The 17698-nt window shown below is 62.7% G+C and carries 18 protein-coding genes; 12 read left to right on the top strand and 6 right to left on the bottom strand.

The window, feature by feature from the left end; genetic code table 11:
* Positions 1-109 precede the first annotated feature (109 nt).
* The 6 genes from TQ29_RS06995 to TQ29_RS06970 all read left to right on the top strand — a co-directional run bounded on the left by TQ29_RS06995 (position 110) and on the right by TQ29_RS06970 (position 4640).
* A complete protein-coding gene (locus TQ29_RS06995) occupies positions 110-520 on the top strand; it encodes a transposase (protein WP_054538577.1) in 411 nt (136 codons plus the stop codon).
* Positions 517-867: an IS66 family insertion sequence element accessory protein TnpB gene (gene tnpB / locus TQ29_RS06990; protein ID WP_054538576.1), complete on the top strand. Its 351-nt coding sequence runs from the start codon at positions 517-519 to the stop codon at positions 865-867. The genes TQ29_RS06995 and tnpB overlap by 4 nt, the downstream gene beginning before the upstream one ends.
* Positions 868-927: 60 nt before the next feature.
* The gene (locus TQ29_RS06985) at positions 928-2553 is read left to right on the top strand and encodes an IS66 family transposase (RefSeq protein ID WP_054538575.1); all 1626 of its coding nucleotides are present in this window, start codon (positions 928-930) and stop codon (positions 2551-2553) included.
* Entirely contained in the window at positions 2514-2903 is a 390-nt protein-coding gene (locus tag TQ29_RS06980; RefSeq protein ID WP_054538574.1) for a DUF6088 family protein, read from the top strand. Before TQ29_RS06985 ends, TQ29_RS06980 begins: the two co-directional genes overlap by 40 nt.
* Before the next feature lie 200 nt (positions 2904-3103).
* On the top strand, positions 3104-3409 hold the full coding sequence (locus TQ29_RS06975) for a helix-turn-helix domain-containing protein (RefSeq protein WP_054538573.1): 306 nt from the start codon (positions 3104-3106) through the stop codon (positions 3407-3409).
* Positions 3399-4640: a type II toxin-antitoxin system HipA family toxin gene (locus tag TQ29_RS06970; protein WP_054538572.1), complete on the top strand. Its 1242-nt coding sequence runs from the start codon at positions 3399-3401 to the stop codon at positions 4638-4640. The genes TQ29_RS06975 and TQ29_RS06970 overlap by 11 nt, the downstream gene beginning before the upstream one ends.
* 423 nt (positions 4641-5063) lie before the next feature.
* Here TQ29_RS06970 and TQ29_RS20625 read toward each other — a convergent pair whose 3' ends face one another.
* The 5 genes from TQ29_RS20625 to TQ29_RS06955 form a co-directional block, all read right to left on the bottom strand.
* Positions 5064-5354, bottom strand: a complete 291-nt coding sequence (locus TQ29_RS20625) for a hypothetical protein (RefSeq protein ID WP_157445537.1) — start codon at positions 5352-5354, stop codon at positions 5064-5066.
* A 118-nt stretch (positions 5355-5472) separates the two neighbouring features.
* Complete coding sequence (locus TQ29_RS20245; protein WP_082386564.1) at positions 5473-5625, bottom strand: M48 family metalloprotease; 153 nt, start codon at positions 5623-5625, stop codon at positions 5473-5475.
* A gap of 499 nt (positions 5626-6124) precedes the next feature.
* On the bottom strand, positions 6125-6895 hold the full coding sequence (locus TQ29_RS06965; protein ID WP_054538571.1) for a MurR/RpiR family transcriptional regulator: 771 nt from the start codon (positions 6893-6895) through the stop codon (positions 6125-6127).
* A gap of 95 nt (positions 6896-6990) precedes the next feature.
* Positions 6991-7680 (bottom strand): HAD family phosphatase, encoded by a 690-nt coding sequence (locus tag TQ29_RS06960; RefSeq protein ID WP_255353402.1) that lies wholly within the window; start codon positions 7678-7680, stop codon positions 6991-6993.
* A 13-nt stretch (positions 7681-7693) separates the two neighbouring features.
* On the bottom strand, positions 7694-8482 hold the full coding sequence (locus TQ29_RS06955) for a sugar phosphate isomerase/epimerase (RefSeq protein ID WP_217621200.1): 789 nt from the start codon (positions 8480-8482) through the stop codon (positions 7694-7696).
* A gap of 335 nt (positions 8483-8817) precedes the next feature.
* Here TQ29_RS06955 and TQ29_RS06950 point away from each other — a divergent pair, with 335 nt between their 5' ends.
* The 6 genes from TQ29_RS06950 to TQ29_RS06925 all read left to right on the top strand — a co-directional run bounded on the left by TQ29_RS06950 (position 8818) and on the right by TQ29_RS06925 (position 15136).
* Complete coding sequence (locus TQ29_RS06950; protein ID WP_054538568.1) at positions 8818-10458, top strand: ABC transporter substrate-binding protein; 1641 nt, start codon at positions 8818-8820, stop codon at positions 10456-10458.
* Positions 10459-10580: 122 nt separating this feature from the next.
* The gene (locus tag TQ29_RS06945; protein ID WP_054538567.1) at positions 10581-11573 is read left to right on the top strand and encodes an ABC transporter ATP-binding protein; all 993 of its coding nucleotides are present in this window, start codon (positions 10581-10583) and stop codon (positions 11571-11573) included.
* Entirely contained in the window at positions 11570-12553 is a 984-nt protein-coding gene (locus tag TQ29_RS06940) for an ABC transporter ATP-binding protein (protein ID WP_054538566.1), read from the top strand. Before TQ29_RS06945 ends, TQ29_RS06940 begins: the two co-directional genes overlap by 4 nt.
* A gap of 10 nt (positions 12554-12563) precedes the next feature.
* Positions 12564-13490, top strand: coding sequence for an ABC transporter permease (locus TQ29_RS06935; protein ID WP_054538565.1), 927 nt, complete (start codon positions 12564-12566; stop codon positions 13488-13490).
* The gene (locus tag TQ29_RS06930) at positions 13471-14373 is read left to right on the top strand and encodes an ABC transporter permease (RefSeq protein ID WP_255353401.1); all 903 of its coding nucleotides are present in this window, start codon (positions 13471-13473) and stop codon (positions 14371-14373) included. The genes TQ29_RS06935 and TQ29_RS06930 overlap by 20 nt, the downstream gene beginning before the upstream one ends.
* 22 nt (positions 14374-14395) lie before the next feature.
* The gene (locus TQ29_RS06925; RefSeq protein ID WP_054538563.1) at positions 14396-15136 is read left to right on the top strand and encodes a glycerophosphodiester phosphodiesterase family protein; all 741 of its coding nucleotides are present in this window, start codon (positions 14396-14398) and stop codon (positions 15134-15136) included.
* A gap of 256 nt (positions 15137-15392) precedes the next feature.
* Here the strand turns inward: TQ29_RS06925 and TQ29_RS06920 are convergent, their stop codons facing one another.
* Complete coding sequence (locus TQ29_RS06920) at positions 15393-17300, bottom strand: heavy metal translocating P-type ATPase (protein WP_054538562.1); 1908 nt, start codon at positions 17298-17300, stop codon at positions 15393-15395.
* Between the last annotated feature and the right edge of the window lie 398 nt (positions 17301-17698).

Here is a 17698-nt window from a genome sequence, read left to right as displayed (position 1 = left end):
CTCCCCGCTTCGTGCGGGATTGAGTTTCGGCCGGCATTGGGGAAGACCAAATTTTGTCTCCGTTTCCGGCTCCTGATCGCGGCTACGATCCGATGATAAGTCCGACGTTATGTCCGACTTCAATAACCGCCCGCAGATCGAAGTTCTTGCCGCCGCTGACGGTGGCCGCCGCCGGCACTGGTCGGACGAGGACAAGCTCCGGATTGTCGAGGAGAGCTTTGTCGGCCATCGGCAATGTGCTGCCACGGCACGGCGGCATGGCGTTTGCCGCTCGTTGCTGACGATCTGGCGCCGTGAGTACCGGAACGGCGAACTTGGCGCATCCCGATCTGCAGCCTTTTCGCCGGTCAGCGTAACGCAGGACAGCCCAGTCTCGCGGCCAGGTCCGGTTGATCCGTTTGAGCCTGCGCGAGATGCCCAAGTCGAGATCGCGCTACGAAATGGCCGTCGGCTTGTCGTGCCGGCCGAGCTGGCCTCGGAGGCGTTGGTCCGGCTTATCCAGCTCGTGGAGCGCGCATGATCGCGTTTCCGGCGGGCGTGAAGGTCTGGATTGCGGGCGGTGTGACGGACATGCGGCGCGGCATGAACACCTTGGCGCTGACGGTGCAGCAGGGTCTCGGGCGCGATCCGCATGCGGGGGAGATTTTCTGCTTTCGCGGGCGCAAAGGCGACCTGGTCAAACTGCTCTGGCACGACGGGGTCGGCATGTCGCTCTATACAAAGCGCCTCGAGGCCGGGAAGTTCATCTGGCCGGCGAGCGGAAGTGGCGAGGCGGTGCAGATCTCCGCGGCCCAGCTGGGCTACCTTCTGGAAGGCATCGACTGGCGCAACCCGCGCTGGACCCAACGTCCTGCAAAGGCGGGATAAATTGGTCTGGTCGGTCCTATTTGCATGGGCTTTCCGATGTCGGTGTGATAGGTTTCCGCCATGTCAGAGACCGCCTCCGAGATCGCCGGATTGCGTGCCGCGCTCGCGGCCTCGGAGGCCCGTGCCGAGGCCGCCGAGAGCGAGTTGGCGCAGGCCCGCGCGGTGGTCTCGACCTCGGAAGCGATGATCAAGCACCTCCGGCTCGAGATCGCCAAGCTCCGGCGCGAACAATACGGACGCAGCTCTGAACGCCGCGCGCGTCTGATCGATCAGATGGAGCTGCAACTCGAGGAACTCGAGGCCGCCGCCACCGAGGACGAACTCGTCGCCGAGATGGTGGCAAGGACCACGCCCGTCGCGGGGGGCCAGCGTCGTCGCCCGGCCCGCAAGCCTTTCCCGGAGCATCTCCCAAGAGAACGGGTGGTGATCGAGGCGCCGACGACTTGCACCTGCTGTGGCTCCGACCGCATCGTGAAGATGGGCGAGGACGTCACCGATACGCTGGAGGTCATTCCGCGGCAGTGGAAGGTGGTCCAGACGGTGCGCGAGAAGTTTACCTGCCGCCACTGCGAGAAGATCTCGCAGGCTCCGGCACCGTTCCATCCCACTCCACGCGGCTGGGCCGGGCCGAACCTTTTGGCGACGATCCTCTTCGAGAAGTTTGGCCAGCATCAGCCCCTGAACCGGCAGGCCGAGCGTTATACGCGGGAAGGCGTCGAACTCAGCCTGTCCACCCTGGCCGACCAGGTCGGCGCCTGTGCCGCCACGCTCGCGCCCGTTCATGCGCTGATCCGCGAACATGTCCTGAAAGCCGACCGGCTACATGGGGACGACACGACGGTGCCGCTGCTGGCGAAAGGCGGGACCAAGACGGCTCGTCTGTGGACCTATGTCCGTGACGATCGCCCGTTCGCGGGTGGCGCGCCGCCGGCGGCGCTGTTCCACTTCTCACGCGATCGCGAAATGGCCCACCCCAACCGGCATCTCGCGGACTGGCAAGGGGTTCTCCAGGCCGATGCCTATGGCGGTTACAACGACCTCTACCGCGACGACCGTGATCCCGGCCCGGTGGAGAGCGCGCTCTGCTGGAGCCATGCCCGGCGCAAGTTCTTCGAACTGGCCGACATCAAGGGAAATGTCCGGAAGGGCAAGCCCGCCCATGACATCTCGCCCGTGGCACTCGAAGCGGTGACGCGGATCGATGCCCTCTTCGACGTCGAACGTCAGATCAACGGTCTGGATGACACATCACGGCTCGCGGCCCGGCAACGACTGTCCCGTCCGCTGGTCGAAGAGTTGCACGACTGGATGCGCGCCGAGCGCGACACGATGTCGAAGCACAACCCCGTCGCAAAGGCGATCGCTTACGTGTTCAAGGCGGACCGCTGGGAGGCCTTCACGCGCTTCCTCGAGGATGGCCGGATCTGCATCACGAACAATGCCGCCGAACGGGCGCTCCGCGGCGTGGCCCTCGGCCGGAAGTCATGGCTCTTCGCGGGCTCGGAGCGGGGCGGCGACCGAGCCGCCTTCATGTATTCCCTGATCGTCACGGCCAAGATGAACGACATCGATCCGCAGGCCTGGCTGGCCGATGTCCTCGCCCGGCTGCCCGACATGACAGCCTCGCAGGTGCCGACACTGCTACCGTGGAACTGGAAGCCCTCGGAAGTCCACCAAGCCGCCTGACCGCGGCCTACGCCGGATGCTTACTAATAGAAAGATGGATATGGGAGACGAAAAAGATACCCTCGAAGCCGACCTACAGGACCGACGGCCCGACCCACACGAAGGCCATCGGCAAGCAGGTGATCCAGCTCAGGAAGGCGTCCGCCAAGACTCTCGTCGGTGCGGGCCAGAAGACTGGTGCCGTGTTCCAAGCCCTGCGCTACATGGGCAAGGATCGCATCGACGATCACGTCATCGCCAAGCTCGCAACAGCACTGCATGGCAATGACCGGAACTTGCTCTTGAAGCAGAGCAAAGATGTGCCCGCCTGGATGCATCCCGTCGTGCAACAGATCGTCGCCCACGCCTGAAGGCCGCCCCCATCAGATACTGTTGCTATGCGACCGGATTGCGCATCTTGCCCTCGTTCCCTGGCCCCACACCAATGATATCTATACATATCTTCAGGTCAAACAAAGATATGTATACAGATCATGTTCTTGCCATTCAAGCGAAACAATGATATGTTTTCGGATCAATATCGATCACATGAATCGCAAAGGTATCCTTCGTGCCCGAAACAGCCTCTCTTCACACGATCGGCGCGCAGCTTCGCCGGGCGCGACTGGCCGCCGGGTTGACCCAGGAACAGGTCGCCGAGTTGGCCGGCATTTCCCGCCCGCGCTACCGCGACATCGAGACAGGCGCCGCCGCCGCGCGCGCCACCACGCTGATGAATGTCGCGCGTGCGCTCGGGCTCGAGATGATGTTGATCCCGCAATTCCTGGTGCCGGCGGTCGACACACTGCTCAGCCCCGAATCCGGGGAGGATGCCCCGGCCTTCGTCCCCCAGCCGGAGCCTGACGATGAGCGCTGAACGCACCGCCACCAACGTTCAGGCGCTGGATATCTTCCTGAACGAGCACAGGGTCGGTACCATCATCCGAACCCCGGGCGATTTCAACGCCTTCAGCTTTGATCCGGCCTATCGCGCGACAGGTGGATACCCCATCCTCAGTCTATCCTTCCGGGCGGCGAATGGCGGGCTGCGCAAGGATCCGCGGCCAATCGCAGGTGCCCTGCCGGCCTTCTTCGCCAACCTGCTTCCCGAGGACAAGCTGCGCGACGCGATGGAAAAGCATCACGCCGGGCGCGTCCGTCCCGGCAATGACTTCGACCTGCTCGCAGCGCTCGGGGCCGATCTGCCTGGCGCGGTGCGCGCTCTGCCGGGAGACGGCCCTGCCCTGGCCCCGGCGAAGCCCACGCAGACGGCACCGAAAGCCCGCTTCTCGCTGGCCGGCGTCCAGATGAAGCTCTCGGTGATGAAGAACACCGGCAAAGGTGGCGGGCTGACCGTGCCACTCGGCGACGGCGACGGAGAATATATCGCCAAGTTCCCCTCCACGGCTTTTCCGGCGGTGTCGGAGAACGAATTTGCCAACCTCGCACTGGCCGAAGCGATCGGCATGGAGGTGCCCGAGCGCGAGCTGGTTACCCGTGACCAGTTCGACGGCATCCCGGAAGAATTCGAGACCATGACCGAGGGGCGGGTCCTGCTGCTGCGCCGCTTCGATCGCGGGCCGGGCGGCCAGCGCATCCATATCAAGGATTTCGCCCAAGTGTTCGGCATTCCCCCCGCGCGCAAATACGAGGGCGCAGCCTATCACGACATAGCATCAGCGCTCAGCATAGCCATTTCTCCGTTGGCGGCGCTGGAGTTCGTCCGGCGTCTCGCGCTCTCGGTGATCATGGGCAACGGCGACATGCACCTGAAAAACTGGTCGCTGATCTACCCCGGAGACGGCAACACCCCTGCCCTCGCGCCCGTCTACGACCTGCTCTCGACCATCCCTTATCTTCCTGCGGACGACCTGGCCCTATCGCTCGGCGGCGAGCGCGCCTTCAAAGCACTGACCTCAGCGCGCTGGAAGGCTTTCGCCAACCGCGCCAAGCTCCCCGAACCCGCCGTTTTGAAGGCGGTTGCCGAAACCGTTCAGGCGGTCGATGCGCATTGGTGGGATCTGCCCGAACGCGCCGTCGTACCCGGCGCGGTCCTGGAGCGCATCGACGCCCATGTCCGGACAATGACGGCCGTTCTGGTCGGGTGACCGGGCGACCGAGGTCGGGAATTTCCAGACCAGCCCCAGTTGGGGATCATGGATCAGCAAGCCATATCGACAATGACGATCGGTCCAGTCTCACGGCGGGACGGACACCTCATTCGGACGAAGTTCATTGAGCTTGCGCAGGTCGCATGAAGATCGAGGCTACGGCGGCTGAATCGCGACGCATCGCGCGAATAAGAAGGAAACAAAGCACGAAAACTCGTGTGCAAATACTGCACAAAGAAGTCATCAAGTACTTGATTTAGAATACAAATCACCCTATCCATCAAAGGCTCCAGCCAGGCATCGGTCCGGCGCGGGAAGCTCATCTTCCATGCCTGTGCGCGCGCCTTCCCCTCGGTCGTGGCTGATTTCGCTGGCTTCCAGATCCGAGCCACCGCATCGCCCGGTAGAGAAGAGTTCCAGTCAGGCCGCGAACGGTCCGCACCCCCCATGGGCGTCGATCATCGGCGCGATGATCTCCTCCCAATTCTTGCGGTCCGCATCACCGATCTTGGCGGCGATCTTCAGGGACAAGCGTGACACAAGATCACTGCCAACCGCCGGACCATGGTTCCGGAACGCGAGATGGCCTTGCCCGGCAAAACCTCCTGCGCAAAACAGCGATGTCAGATAGCAGGAAACCCCTGCGAGGGTTTCAATTAGAAAGTCCTCTCCAGGTTTCAAGTCCATTTCCAGCTTACCAATAATGCTCAAATCCCGGAACTTCGGGACGCCCGGCCAGAAACAGCGGCGGGTTCAGCAGCAGAAGCATCTCGCCGAGCCAGAAAACGCCGAACACTGCCCGCGACATCGCGTCGGCCGGCCCCATGTTTCAGAGGTCGCGATGGACGGTGTGCGCGACCTCGTGCGCAAGCACGCCCTGCAATTCCTGCTGGTCGAGCCACAGCAGCAGGCCGTCGGCGATGCAGACCGCGCGCTCCTCCGGCGCACCGACTGCGAATGCGTTGGGCAGGCGGCTGGGCATGAAGTAGAGTTCCGGTCACTCGGCGAACCGGCCCGGCACGCCAGGGCCCCCATCAGGTGGACGCCCTCGGAAGATCCTCACCACCAAGCCTGTGCGCGTTATAGAATGAGAGCAGCAGGCGCCGCGACGAGCATGGCGCCCGCAACGATCGGAACCTGCGCTCCTTCCGTCCAGGCCCAGGCGATCAGCCCCATACCGCCGATCAGCGGCGCAGACTGCGCCGGATTGTGGACGTGATGCCTTCGCGCGAGGATGACGGCGAGTCCTTCCGCTGCCCCTGGCGAGCGCCGCGGCGCGGATCGAGCCGCCGAAACCGGAGGCGAAGACCTGACTTCGCGCACAACGCCGAAACTGCAGCGCCAGAACGCAGCGTAGACTGAAACCCCAACCAGCCAGACCCTCCGTTCCAGATCAAGCGCTCGTGTCCCCAATCATCCGACGACGGACATCCCACAAGCGTTCCGTTGCCACGCGATCAAAGACGGCATCCATTGACAACCTATCTGCGGCGCTTGATTTGCTCGGCAAGCAGCTCGCACAGCACGACTTTGGCGACGGTCGGGCCAATCTCGCCGCGTTCCGGCAGAGGAGACAGCGGGGTTGCGATCAGCATCTTTTCGCAAAGCCGGTTAAGATCGGCAATCCGGCGTCCCGAGATCGCGACCCGGTAAGCCCCCTGCTCGCCCGCGGCAGACAGCATGTGTTCGGTCTGCGCGGTGAGTCCTGTTTCCGAAATGGTCATGTAGACCGAGCTTTCGTCGAGCGCGCCGACAATCTCTTCTGCCACCACCGGGTCCTGAAGGCTGCGCGCCACCAGCCCGATACGGGAGAGCCGATAGGCGTAGAGCTGAGCCACCATGCCCGAGACACCCGCGCCGAAGATATCAATATGCCGGGCGGAGATAAGCCGGTCTGCGACCTCGCGCAGATCCGCTGCCGGGTTTCCGTCCACAGTGGCGCGCACCGCATCGGTGATCCGTGTGCCGAAGTCTGTTTCGCGGGGTTCGGCACCGCTGCGATAGGCGATATCCGACGCCAGGGATATCTTGAAGGCCGAGAATCCGTCGTACCCCAGCTTGCGACAGAACCGGGCGATGCTGGCCTCGCCACTGCCCGACAGAACCGCCAGGTCCGACATCGAGGCGCGCACCGCCACCTCGGGTTCCCTCACGATGAAATCAGCGATCCGTGCCAGCGCGTCGGGCATGTCATCCCGACTAGCCTCGATCACCCCAAGAACGTGACGCATCAGTATGGGCTTGTCGGACATGGTAAGAGTATTCCTTCAGCGTCGAGCCCTGCTCCGTTCCGGCACACTACCACTTAAACAGGGGCTGTCATCACGCCGTCGTAGCTCTTCGGCGCTCACGCAGTCTCCGCGTGCAGAAACGCCGCCAGTTCCTGCGCCGAATTCACGACGCATGAGGCCCCGGCATCCTTCAGTCGGGCGGCATGGTCCTGTTCGACATGGCCGGCGCCGGTAAACCCGACAGCCCGCGCCCCGGCGGCCACCGCACCGGTGACGCCGGTTACGCTATCATCGATCACGAGACAGCGCCGAACATCCGCGCCGAGGCGATTGGCGGCAAGAAAGAACAGGTCGGGGGCTGGCTTGCCCCGCGAAACATCCTCGGCACTGAAAACGCGGTAGCCGAAATGCCCGGCCAGCCCGGTGAGGCCGAGCGTCAGAGCAAGGCGCACCTTGCCACTATTCGACGTCACGCAAGAAGGAAGACGCAACCCGGCCAGGACATCCGCGATGCCGGGCACGGGTTTCAACTGTTGACGGAACCGCTGGAACAGCAACAGATCGAAACGTGCAAAGTAGGCCGCGGGCAAATCGACCCCGTAAGTATCGCGTATGATCTGTTGCCCAGCCGCGGCGCTTTTACCGGTGAAAAGCGCCGAGGCTTCGGGCAGCGTCAAGTTGATCCCGAGTTCCGAAAGACATTCGGCCGTGTTCTGGGCGGCCAGCAGTTCGCTGTCCACGAGAACTCCGTCACAATCGAAGCAGATCAGATCGGCCCTCTGATTTCCCTTCGCATGGTGCAGCACGCTCGCCACGATTTCAACGAGCGAGTTGAAGGCTGCTGAGATACTCCGCCGACGGCAGGATGCCCGCCTTGTCACGGATCTCCATGATCAGGCGGGGTTCGCTTTCCAGCTTGGCGATTGCGGTGAAGATCGCGTGCCAGTTCACGGTGCCCTTGCCCACCGCCCAATGACGGTCGGCATAGCCATCGGCATCCTGAATATGGATGTGTTCCAACAGATCTCCCGCCCGGTGGACAAAATAGTCAACAGGCGGGGCGCCGGTCGAACCATGCGCGTAATGCGCATGGCCGGTGTCGATCGAGACCTTGACCGCCGAGCTGTCGAAACTGCGGGCGAGGTCGCAACGGGCATCGGGGTCCTTGTCCTCGATATTTTCGAGGACCATCGTCACGTTGGCTCCCTCGGCGCGGGAGATTATCGGGTCGAGCGTGGCATGCACAAGGTCCACCACGTTCTGCCTGGCGTTCGGAAGACCGTCGAGATTGTGGTGCATCCAAGTGGAATAAGGGCTGTGAATGACCATTTGCGTCGCGCCGACGGCTTCGCAAATCTCCAGCCCCTGCTCCATACGTCTGGTGACCAATGCCCGCAGGTCAGGGTCGGGATTGGCCAGAGAAAGACCCCAGAATGGCCCGTGAATGCCAAGTCGGCCCGCGTAGCCGTCAAGCAATGTGCGGGCACGGTGAACGAGCGGCATCCAGTCACCATTGAGAACGTCGGCGGTAATGAAGTCTTGAAGTTCGAGATCGCGCTGATCGGCAATAATCCAATCGCGATGGGCCTCAAGAACATCGAGCGGCATGGCCGCTCCGAGCAAGGGAAGTGACGCCATAGAAAGCTCCGTATCTTCGGGAATCGCCGACCCAAGCCGACGGGGGATTGCGCATGGAAGGTTCAGATAGATGCTTCCGGCGCCACTTAACTACGGCGGCTGTATGACGATTTGATTGCAGTGCTCCATTTTTATAGATCAAAATGGAGTATTACTCCGCATTTCTTGGAACGGTAATCAAAGCTTCTCGGAACTGTCACATCCAACGGGTTTCAAAGAGGTACTGACGGCGGCGACGCAAAGCCGACACTCGCAGTTCACCCCCGGCACATCCCCCGGATGTCCAGCATTCCAAGGACAGAAAAATGATCAGACTTAATCGACGCCATGCGCTTGGCCTGATGGGCGCCACCGCCGGCAGCCTCCTGCTGCCCGGCTATCTTCGCGCGCAGGGCACCCGCCCCTCTGTGACGATCGCGGTGCAGAAAATCACCAACAACAACACGCTCGATCCGTGGAACGAACAGTCCAACGTCGGGGAGCGCGTGCTCTATCCGAACCTCTGGGAAGGCCTGATCTTGCGCGACTGGATGGGTGACCAGGGGCCGGTGCCGGGCCTCGCCACCGAGTGGAAACGTATTGATGAACAGACGCTCGAGCTGAAGCTCCGCCCGGGCGTCAAGTTTCACAACGGTGACGAGATGACGGCCGAAGACGTGGCGTTCTCGTTCTCGAAGGAACGGGTGTTCGGCGATACCGAGCCGGCCGGTGGGAAAACGATCTTTGCCGAGAATTTCAAACCCGAAACAGCCAAGGATATCCCGGCGAACGTACCCGGCATTGGCCGCCGCAAATGGCCCTCGCTGGCCGGTGTCGAAGTGATCGACAAATACACCGTCCGGTTTCACAACGCCACGCCGGACGTCACCCTCGAAGGCCGCCTTTATGCTGGCGGCAGCCAGATTCTGAACCGGCGCGCCTGGGACGAAGCCGCCACCTATTCCGATTGGGCCGCCAAGCCGATCACCACCGGCCCCTACATGGTTGGCGAGTATCGCCCCGACGTTTCCCTGACGCTTGTGGCTTTCGATGATTACTGGGGCGGGCGTCCGCCGCTTGAAAGCATCACCTTCGTAGAGGTGCCCGAAGTGGCCAGCCGTGTGAACGGGCTTTTGTCCGGCGAATACGATTTTGCCTGTGACCTGCCCCCGGATCAGATTGGCACCGTGATGAACGTCGATGGCTTTGAGGTCCAAAACTCGACCATCTGGAACCACCGCATTTCGGTTTTTAACACTGAAAACGAAATTCTGGCCGATCCGTTGGTGCGTCGCGCGATGACACATGCGATTGACCGCGAGGCAATCGTTCAGGCGCTTTGGGGTGGCATGACCAACGTCCCCGCCGGTCTTCAGTTCGAGAGTTTTCGGAGCTCGGACATGTTCATCGAGGGCTGGAAGGTTCCTGAATACAATCCGACGCTGGCGCGGGATCTGCTGAAGCAGGCCGGCTACAAGGGAGACGCGATCCCCTACCGCCTGCTCAACAACTACTACACCAACCAGACTGCGAATGGTCAGATCATGGTTGAGATGTGGAAACAGGTTGGCCTGAACGTCGAGATCGAAATGAAAGAGAACTGGGGCCAGATCCACGATCCGGCAGGCATCAAGGGCGTGCGCGACTGGTCCGCGTCGAACACTATCAACGATCCGATCACGCCGATGGTGGTACAGTTCGGTCCGAACGGTGAGGTCCAGCAGAAAAAAGACTGGTCCAACGCAGAGCTCAATGATCTCTCGGTGGTCATGGAAACCTCAACTGACCGCGGCCTGCGCAAAAAGGCCATTGCCCGGATGCTGGAAATCGCCGAACGCGAAGACCCGGCCTATCAGCTCCTGCATCAGAACGCGGTCTTCACCGGCATGCGCTCGGATCTGGGCTGGAAAGCCGCTCCTGCCTTTGCGATGGACTTCCGCGCCTCGAACTGGCCGTCGAACGGTTAAGCCGAAGAAAAGTGAACGCCCCGGCGCACCATGGCCCGCCGGGGCGTTGACTTGTGCAGAACTGCGGGGAGGTGGCGTTCGATCGCCGGGAACGCGGCAGATCGGCAACCAAAGGATGATCAATGGGAAATCTCGTCGAAATCCGAAACCTGAGCGTCTCCTTCGATGGTGTGCCGGTGTTGCACAGTGTCGATTTGCAGGTCGCCCAGGGTGAGGCGCTGGGGCTTGTCGGGGAAAGCGGCTGCGGGAAATCGGTGACTTGGCTGGCCGCCCTCGGGCTTTTGCCGTCCAAAGCCACGATCACCGGGTCTGTGACACTGGGACAGACGGAGTTGGTTAATGCGCCCCGCCCGGCACTGGAAAACGTGCGCGGCGGACGGATCGCGATGATCTTTCAGGACCCATCCAGCGCGCTGAACCCCGTGATCCAGGTCGGACGTCAGATGACGGAAGCACTAAAACTGCATCGCGGGCTGCGCGGTAACGCGGCCCGCACAGAGGCGCTTCGGCTGATGGATCTCGTCGGAATTCCCGACGCGAAAGGCCGTTTCAACCTTTACCCGCATGAGTTTTCGGGGGGGCAATGTCAGCGGATCATGATCGCCATGGCCTTGGCCGGCGAGCCGGATCTTTTGATCGCCGATGAACCAACGACGGCGCTCGATGCGACGATTCAGGCGCAAATCCTCGATCTGCTCGCACGACTGCGCGAAGAAATGCGGATGGGACTGGTTTTCATCAGCCACGATCTTGGTGCGGTCGCACAGGTTTGCGAACGGGTCAGCGTCATGTATGCCGGGAGGATCGTGGAACAGGGACCGGTAGCGCAGCTTTTCGACCGACCGCGCCATCCCTACACGCGGGGCCTTTTCGATGCGATCCCGCGTCTCGACGGGCCGCGCACGCTACTCGCACCGATTCCCGGCACTGTACCCGATCCGTACAATCTGCCGATGGGCTGCGCCTTTTCCCCACGCTGCAGCCACGCGCAGGATTTTTGCCACAAGGAACGCCCCGAGCTTTTGCGGCAGCGTGACGGGCGGGCGCTGGCCTGTGCCTATCCGTTGCCCGAGGCCGGGGCACACAAGACCACGATGGAAAAAGTAACATCATGAGTTTTCTTCTCGAAGCGGATGATCTGGTCCGGGTTTACACCGGACGCGGCGGCCTTTTGGGCAAGGCCCAGCCCGTGCGGGCAGTCGATGGTGTGAGCCTGCGGCTCGGGCGCGGCGAAACCTTGGGCATCGTGGGAGAAAGCGGGTCGGGGAAATCGACCCTCGGACGGATGCTTCTGGGCGTGGACCCGGCACAGGGCGGCACTGTGCGGTTCGACGGACGCCCGATGCCGGCCCGCAACACGACTGAATGGCGCGCACTGCGGGCGCGGATGCAAATGGTATTTCAGGATCCTCTGGCCGCGCTCGATCGGCGGCTGACCATCGCCGCGCAGATCCGCGAACCGCTGGACATTCACAGGATCGGCACCGAGGCGAGCCGCGCCACGCGTGTGACCGAACTGATGCATGCGGTCGGCTTGCGCCCCGATCAGGCGAAGCGTTTCCCGCATGAGCTCTCCGGCGGTCAGCGCCAGCGCGTGGTGATTGCCCGGGCGCTGGCCACCAAGGCCGACATGCTGGTGTGCGACGAACCAGTCTCGGCACTTGACGTGTCAATTCAAGCGCAAGTGGTGAACCTCTTGCGCATGCTTCAAAAACAGACCGGCCTGAGCATGGTGTTCATCAGCCATGACCTGAAAGTGGTCCGCAACCTTTGTGACCGGGTCGCGGTGATGTATCTGGGGCGGATCGTCGAGGAAGGCCCGTCCGAACATCTTTTCGCCAATCCCCGGCATCCTTACACGCAGGCGCTCGTGTCCTCCGTGCCAGAACCGGGCCGTCGACTTGATGGGCGCGTGATTTTGCAAGGCGAACCGCCAAACCCGGCGAAACGACCGCCGGGCTGTGCGTTTCATCCACGCTGCCTCAGGGCCACCGACATCTGCCGCAGCGGCATTCCTGCGCTACAGCCGCTCGGAACAGACCGCACCGCCGCCTGTCACCTTGTTGCCGGTGAGACCCGCGCAGAGGTCGCCTAAGAGGTTTCTCATGATCCGTTTCATTTCCCTCCGATTGTTCCGCGCCGCGCTGACCGTGCTGGCAGTCATGACGTTCGCCTTTGTTGTTCTACGCATGTCCGGTGATCCCGCGCAGGTGCTTCTGGGGCCGGATGTGCCGCAGAATGTCATCGACGATTTCCGGGCCGACTGGGGCCTCGACAAGCCGCTATGGCGTCAATATCTGGCCTACCTCGGGGCCATTCTAACCGGCGATTTCGGCCTGTCGATGCGAGGGGGGGCGCCCGCGCTCGATCTTGTTCTGGAGCGGGTGCCCGCGACGTTGATCCTCACCATTCCGGCACTGTTTCTGAAGCTCAGCATCGGAATTCCCGCCGGGATTTACGCGGCCCTGCACCGGGACAGCACCATCGACCGGGGGGTGATCGTGCTCGCCATTCTGGGGTTCACCGTGCCCTCTTTTGTCATGGGGCTAGTGCTCGTGCTGATCTTCTCGATCCAGCTGGGTCTGCTTCCCTCGGGGGGATTCGGGACATGGCTACATGCGATCCTTCCGGCGCTTACGATCTCGGTCGGGGGGATCGGCTTGCTGGCCCGCTTTTCACGGTCAGCGATGATCGAGGTCATGGGGCAACCTTTTATCCGCACAGCCTCGGCCAAGGGTGTCAAATGGCGCGATGTGGTTTGGGGCCATGCCTTGCCGAATGCCGCTGTGCCGATCGTGACCATCGTGGGATTCATGGTCGGGTCGCTGATTGCCGGGGCGGTGGTTGTGGAAACCATTTTCTCCTGGCCCGGGATCGGGCGGTTGCTGATCGTCTCTGTGTCGAACCGGGACTTGGCCGTCGTGCAATGCATCCTTTTGTTGATCGCCGCCGTGATGGTGTGTTCGAACTTGATCGTGGACCTGCTTTACGGCTGGCTCGACCCGCGCTTGCGTGCACAGCCAGCGCATTGAAAGGAAAGGTCAGATGTCTCTTGTCACCCCAACCGAAACTGCCCCCCATCGCGTCGTTACCCTGCCGAGGAAACGCCGGATTCCGCTCGCCGTCGCCGCTGGGCTAGGATGGCTGGCACTGATGGTGATCTGCGCTGTTTTTGCCGATCTGATCCGGCCTTACGATATCACCCAGATGGACCTGTCCGCGCGGTTGTCACCACCGGGAACGCCGGGGCATTGGCTTGGCACCGACGAATTGGGCCGCGATGTGCTTTCTCGCCTGTTTCAGTCGGTTCGCGTCTCGCTGGTGATCGCATTCGGCGCCACAATCATCTCGGCGGTGTTTGGCACCACGCTTGGTTTTCTCGCGGCGCAGTTTCGGGGGATCATTGAACATTTGGTGGTGATGCTGGCGGATTTCCAAGCCGCGCTGCCGTTCCTCATCATGTCGCTTGCCGTACTCGCTTTCTTCGGATCGTCCATGATCCTGCTGGTTGGACTGATGGGCTTTTACGGATGGGAACGCTATGCGCGGATTGCCCGCGGGCTTGCCATCTCGGCCGGGGCGCAAGGCTATGCGGCAGCGGTGGTTCAACTGGGCGCAACCCCGCGGCGGGTGTATCTCAACCACATCCTGCCGAATGTTGCCTCGACGCTGATCGTCTCGATGACGCTGACCTTCCCGGAGATCATCCTGATGGAGTCCGGCCTGTCATTTCTCGGGCTGGGGGTACAGCCACCGGATACCAGTCTTGGCAACATGGTCGGTTTTGGGCGCGAGTATCTGACCACCGCTCCCTGGATCATGCTGGGGCCCGCCGTTGTTATCATGTTTACCACGCTATCGATCTCGCTTGTCGGGGACTGGCTGCGCGACAAGCTCGATCCCACCATTCGCTGACTGCTTTAAGGACGAGAGACACATGACAGCAATCACAGGTCATCGCGGGGGCCGCGGCCTGTGGCCCGAGAACTCTCTGACCGGTTTCCGTGAAGCGGCAAAACTCGGGTGCGACGCGATCGAGTTCGATGTCCACCTGACGCGCGCCGGCGAGCTGATCGTGATACACGACCCGACGTTGGAACGGACCACCGAAGGTACGGGCGAAGTCGCGGCTCTGCGGCCCGAAGTCCGGGCCGACACGCGCCTGAAAGACAGCATCGAGACAATCCCGACGCTCGATGACGTTCTGGAGGTCCTGGCTCCCTCTGGTGTAAATCTGCATGTCGAGATCAAGCGGGATGCTGCCGGCCATGGCTATACCGGGATCAGCGGCCTTGTGGCCGATCGCCTCAAAGCGCACGGAGTTGCCGCCCGCTCGCACCTGACGTCATTTGACATCACTGCTCTGAAGGAATGTCAGAGGCTTAACCCCGAGATCCGACGACTTGTTTCCGCGGATGCGGCCTGGGTGGACAAACATGGTGGACTAGAGGCGTTTTTGGCCGACGCGGCGGATCTCGCCGATATTGTCGCCTTACGACACGACTATTTTTTTGAAGTCTTCGATCAGGTGACCCAGCTCTGGCCAAAGGACCGTCTATGTGTCTGGACCATCAACACCCCGGGCCTCGTGCAAGAGTGGCTCTCTCGGGGGATCGGTCACCTTACCACCGACGATCCCGCTCTCGCGCTGATGCTGCGGACAGAGACTGCGAAATAAACCGGGCTGCCAGGCCTGTTGCCGGCGACCTGTCGGTTCTTGAAATCATGCAGCATCATATAATTTCCGGATGTTACGAGGATTTCCGGATGTCGCAAAAGCGGCATTTCAGATGAAACGGATGGCACTCAAACCAATTGGTCACCCCAAGCGCTCACGCCTCAGTCTCTCATTTGGCCTCTTAAGCGCGGACGTCAGACAGGGAAACCGGCGCACCGAAGCGAGGCCGAGACGCTGTTGGAACGTGCCGGGCGGCTCATGAGATTTGGTCGGTCAGTTCAGTGCGCCCCCGCGACGCATCGACCGCCGCTTCCGGGGCGACTGGCGCGTCGGGTTTGATGCCCAGAGCGCGCAGCGCGTTCAGGATCACGGCCACGTCGATCGCCTCCTGCAGCAGCGCGCCCTGCACCGGCGACAGATATCCGCAGGCCGCCGCGATCATGCCCGCGACCGACAATCCGATCCCCGCGATCACGCTTTCGACGGCGATGCGGCGGGATCTGCGGGCGATCTCTATCCCCGGCCCCAGCCGATCTACCCGGTCGACCAGCAGCACGACATCGGCGGCCTCGGCCGAGGCGGCAGCGCCCCGCGCGCCCATGGCCACGCCCACATCGGCCGCCGCGAGCGCGGGCGCGTCGTTCACGCCGTCTCCGACCATCATCACGGGGCCGTTCTTGCGTTCAGTCAGAACCAGCAGAACCTTCTGGTCGGGCGTCAGGCCCGCCCGAATCCCGTCAAGGCCGAGCCCGTCGGCCACGCGCTCCGCCACATCGACCCGATCGCCTGTCGCCAGCAGAATCCGCTCGATCCCCTCGCGGCGGAGTTCGGCAAGCATCGCGGCGGTGCCGTCGCGCAAGGGATCGGCCATCACGAGATGCCCCGTCATGTGGCCGTCGACCGCCACGGCGACAAGAACGGAACCCGCGGCAAGGGCCGCATGGTCATCTTCCGCGCGCCCCACGCGCCTCGCGACGAATGCATCGCCGCCTACGATGATCTTGTGACCCTCGACGCTGCCGACAACCCCTTCACCGGGGATCTCGGCCACCTCAGAAGGCACGGGCAAAACGAGACCGCGCGCCCGCGCCGCCGCAACGATGGCCAGGGCAACCGGGTGCTTCGACGCCTGGTCGAGCGCCGCGGCAAGCCGAAGGATCTCATCCTCGGCCATGCCGCCGTGGCTGTCGATCGATACGATCTGCGGGCGCCCGTCTGTCAGGGTTCCGGTCTTATCGAGGATCAGGGTGCGGATGCGCGCCATCGTTTCGAGCGGCCTCGCGCCCTTGATGAGAACGCCGAAATGCGCTGCCCGCGACAGCCCCGCGACCAGCGCCACCGGAACGGCCAGGATCAGCGGACAGGGCGTGGCCACCACCAGCACGGCAACGGCGCGGATCGGGTCGCCCGTGAACCACCAGGCGGCAAATGCGATGGCGATTGTGACCACCAGAAACCCCAGCGACCAGCGGTCCGCCAGACGCGACATCGGCGCCTTCGACCGCTGCGCCTCCTCGACCAGGCAGACGATCCCGGCATAGGTGCTTTCCGCAGCGCGGCGCGTGGCCGCGAGGTCGAAGGCTTCGCCCGCGTTGGTCGATCCGCTCATGGCCTCGGCCCCGCGCGAGAGCCGCACCGGCAGCGACTCGCCGGTCAGCGCCGAGGTGTCCACAAAGGCCCCGTCGGAGGCCACCGTGCCGTCCACCGGCACCACGTCGCCCTGTCGGATCAAAAGCCGGTCGCCCGGCGCGATCTGATCGAGCGGCACATCCTCGAACCCGCCGTCGCGGTGCCGCATGGCCGTCCGGGGAACGCGGGACAGGAGATCATGCATCTCGCGCCGCGCGCGCCCCTCGGCGAAGCTTTCCAGAAACGTGCCCCCGGAATACATCACCGCGACAACCGCCGCCGCGAGCGTCTCGCCGAAGGCGAGAGCGGCGGTCATGGACAGCGCCGCCACGATATCGAGCCCGACCTCGCCCCGCCAAAGGCTGCGCAAAATCTCGACCAGAAGGGCCGCCAGCACCGGAACGACCCCGGCGAACCAGACAAGGTCGGCCATATCGCCTTTTTCGGTAAAATATAGGGCAAGGCCCGCGAGCAACCCCGCGACCGCAACCACCAGCAGCGCTGTTTTCAGCCGGTCGGTGCGTGTCTCTTCCATACGGCTCATTTCCCCTCGGCTGAGGGGATCGCCGCCGGTTTTCGGAGAAAAGCCGTCCGACTCCCGCGCCCCTTCCGCTGCCATCATCATCGCGCAGCACGAATAGGGCGTCGAGCCCGCGTTTTCGCGCGCGGGCTTGGCGCCTTCGGCGATGCGCAGCTAGCGCACTCGAACACGCCGTGAATCGGCCAGGTCCGGGCTAAAGACCACAGCCCCTTATCTCACATATCCCCGAGGTCGCGAGAAAGGACGCGTACACTTCAACCGCAACAATCGTGACCATGTCGTGGATTGATCTAGAACAACGAAAATCCGCCAAATGCCGATTAACTTCATGACGTGAATTTGAAACAATTCGGGGGTCGGGTTCATGCGCAGGGCCGCCACCTCTTTTCCGC

This window comes from Actibacterium sp. EMB200-NS6, from assembly GCF_001305615.1.
Lineage (GTDB): Bacteria > Pseudomonadota > Alphaproteobacteria > Rhodobacterales > Rhodobacteraceae > Actibacterium_A > Actibacterium_A naphthalenivorans.
The sequence above is the reverse complement of the archived record's forward strand: the minus strand, read 5'-3'. Positions and strand labels throughout refer to the sequence as shown.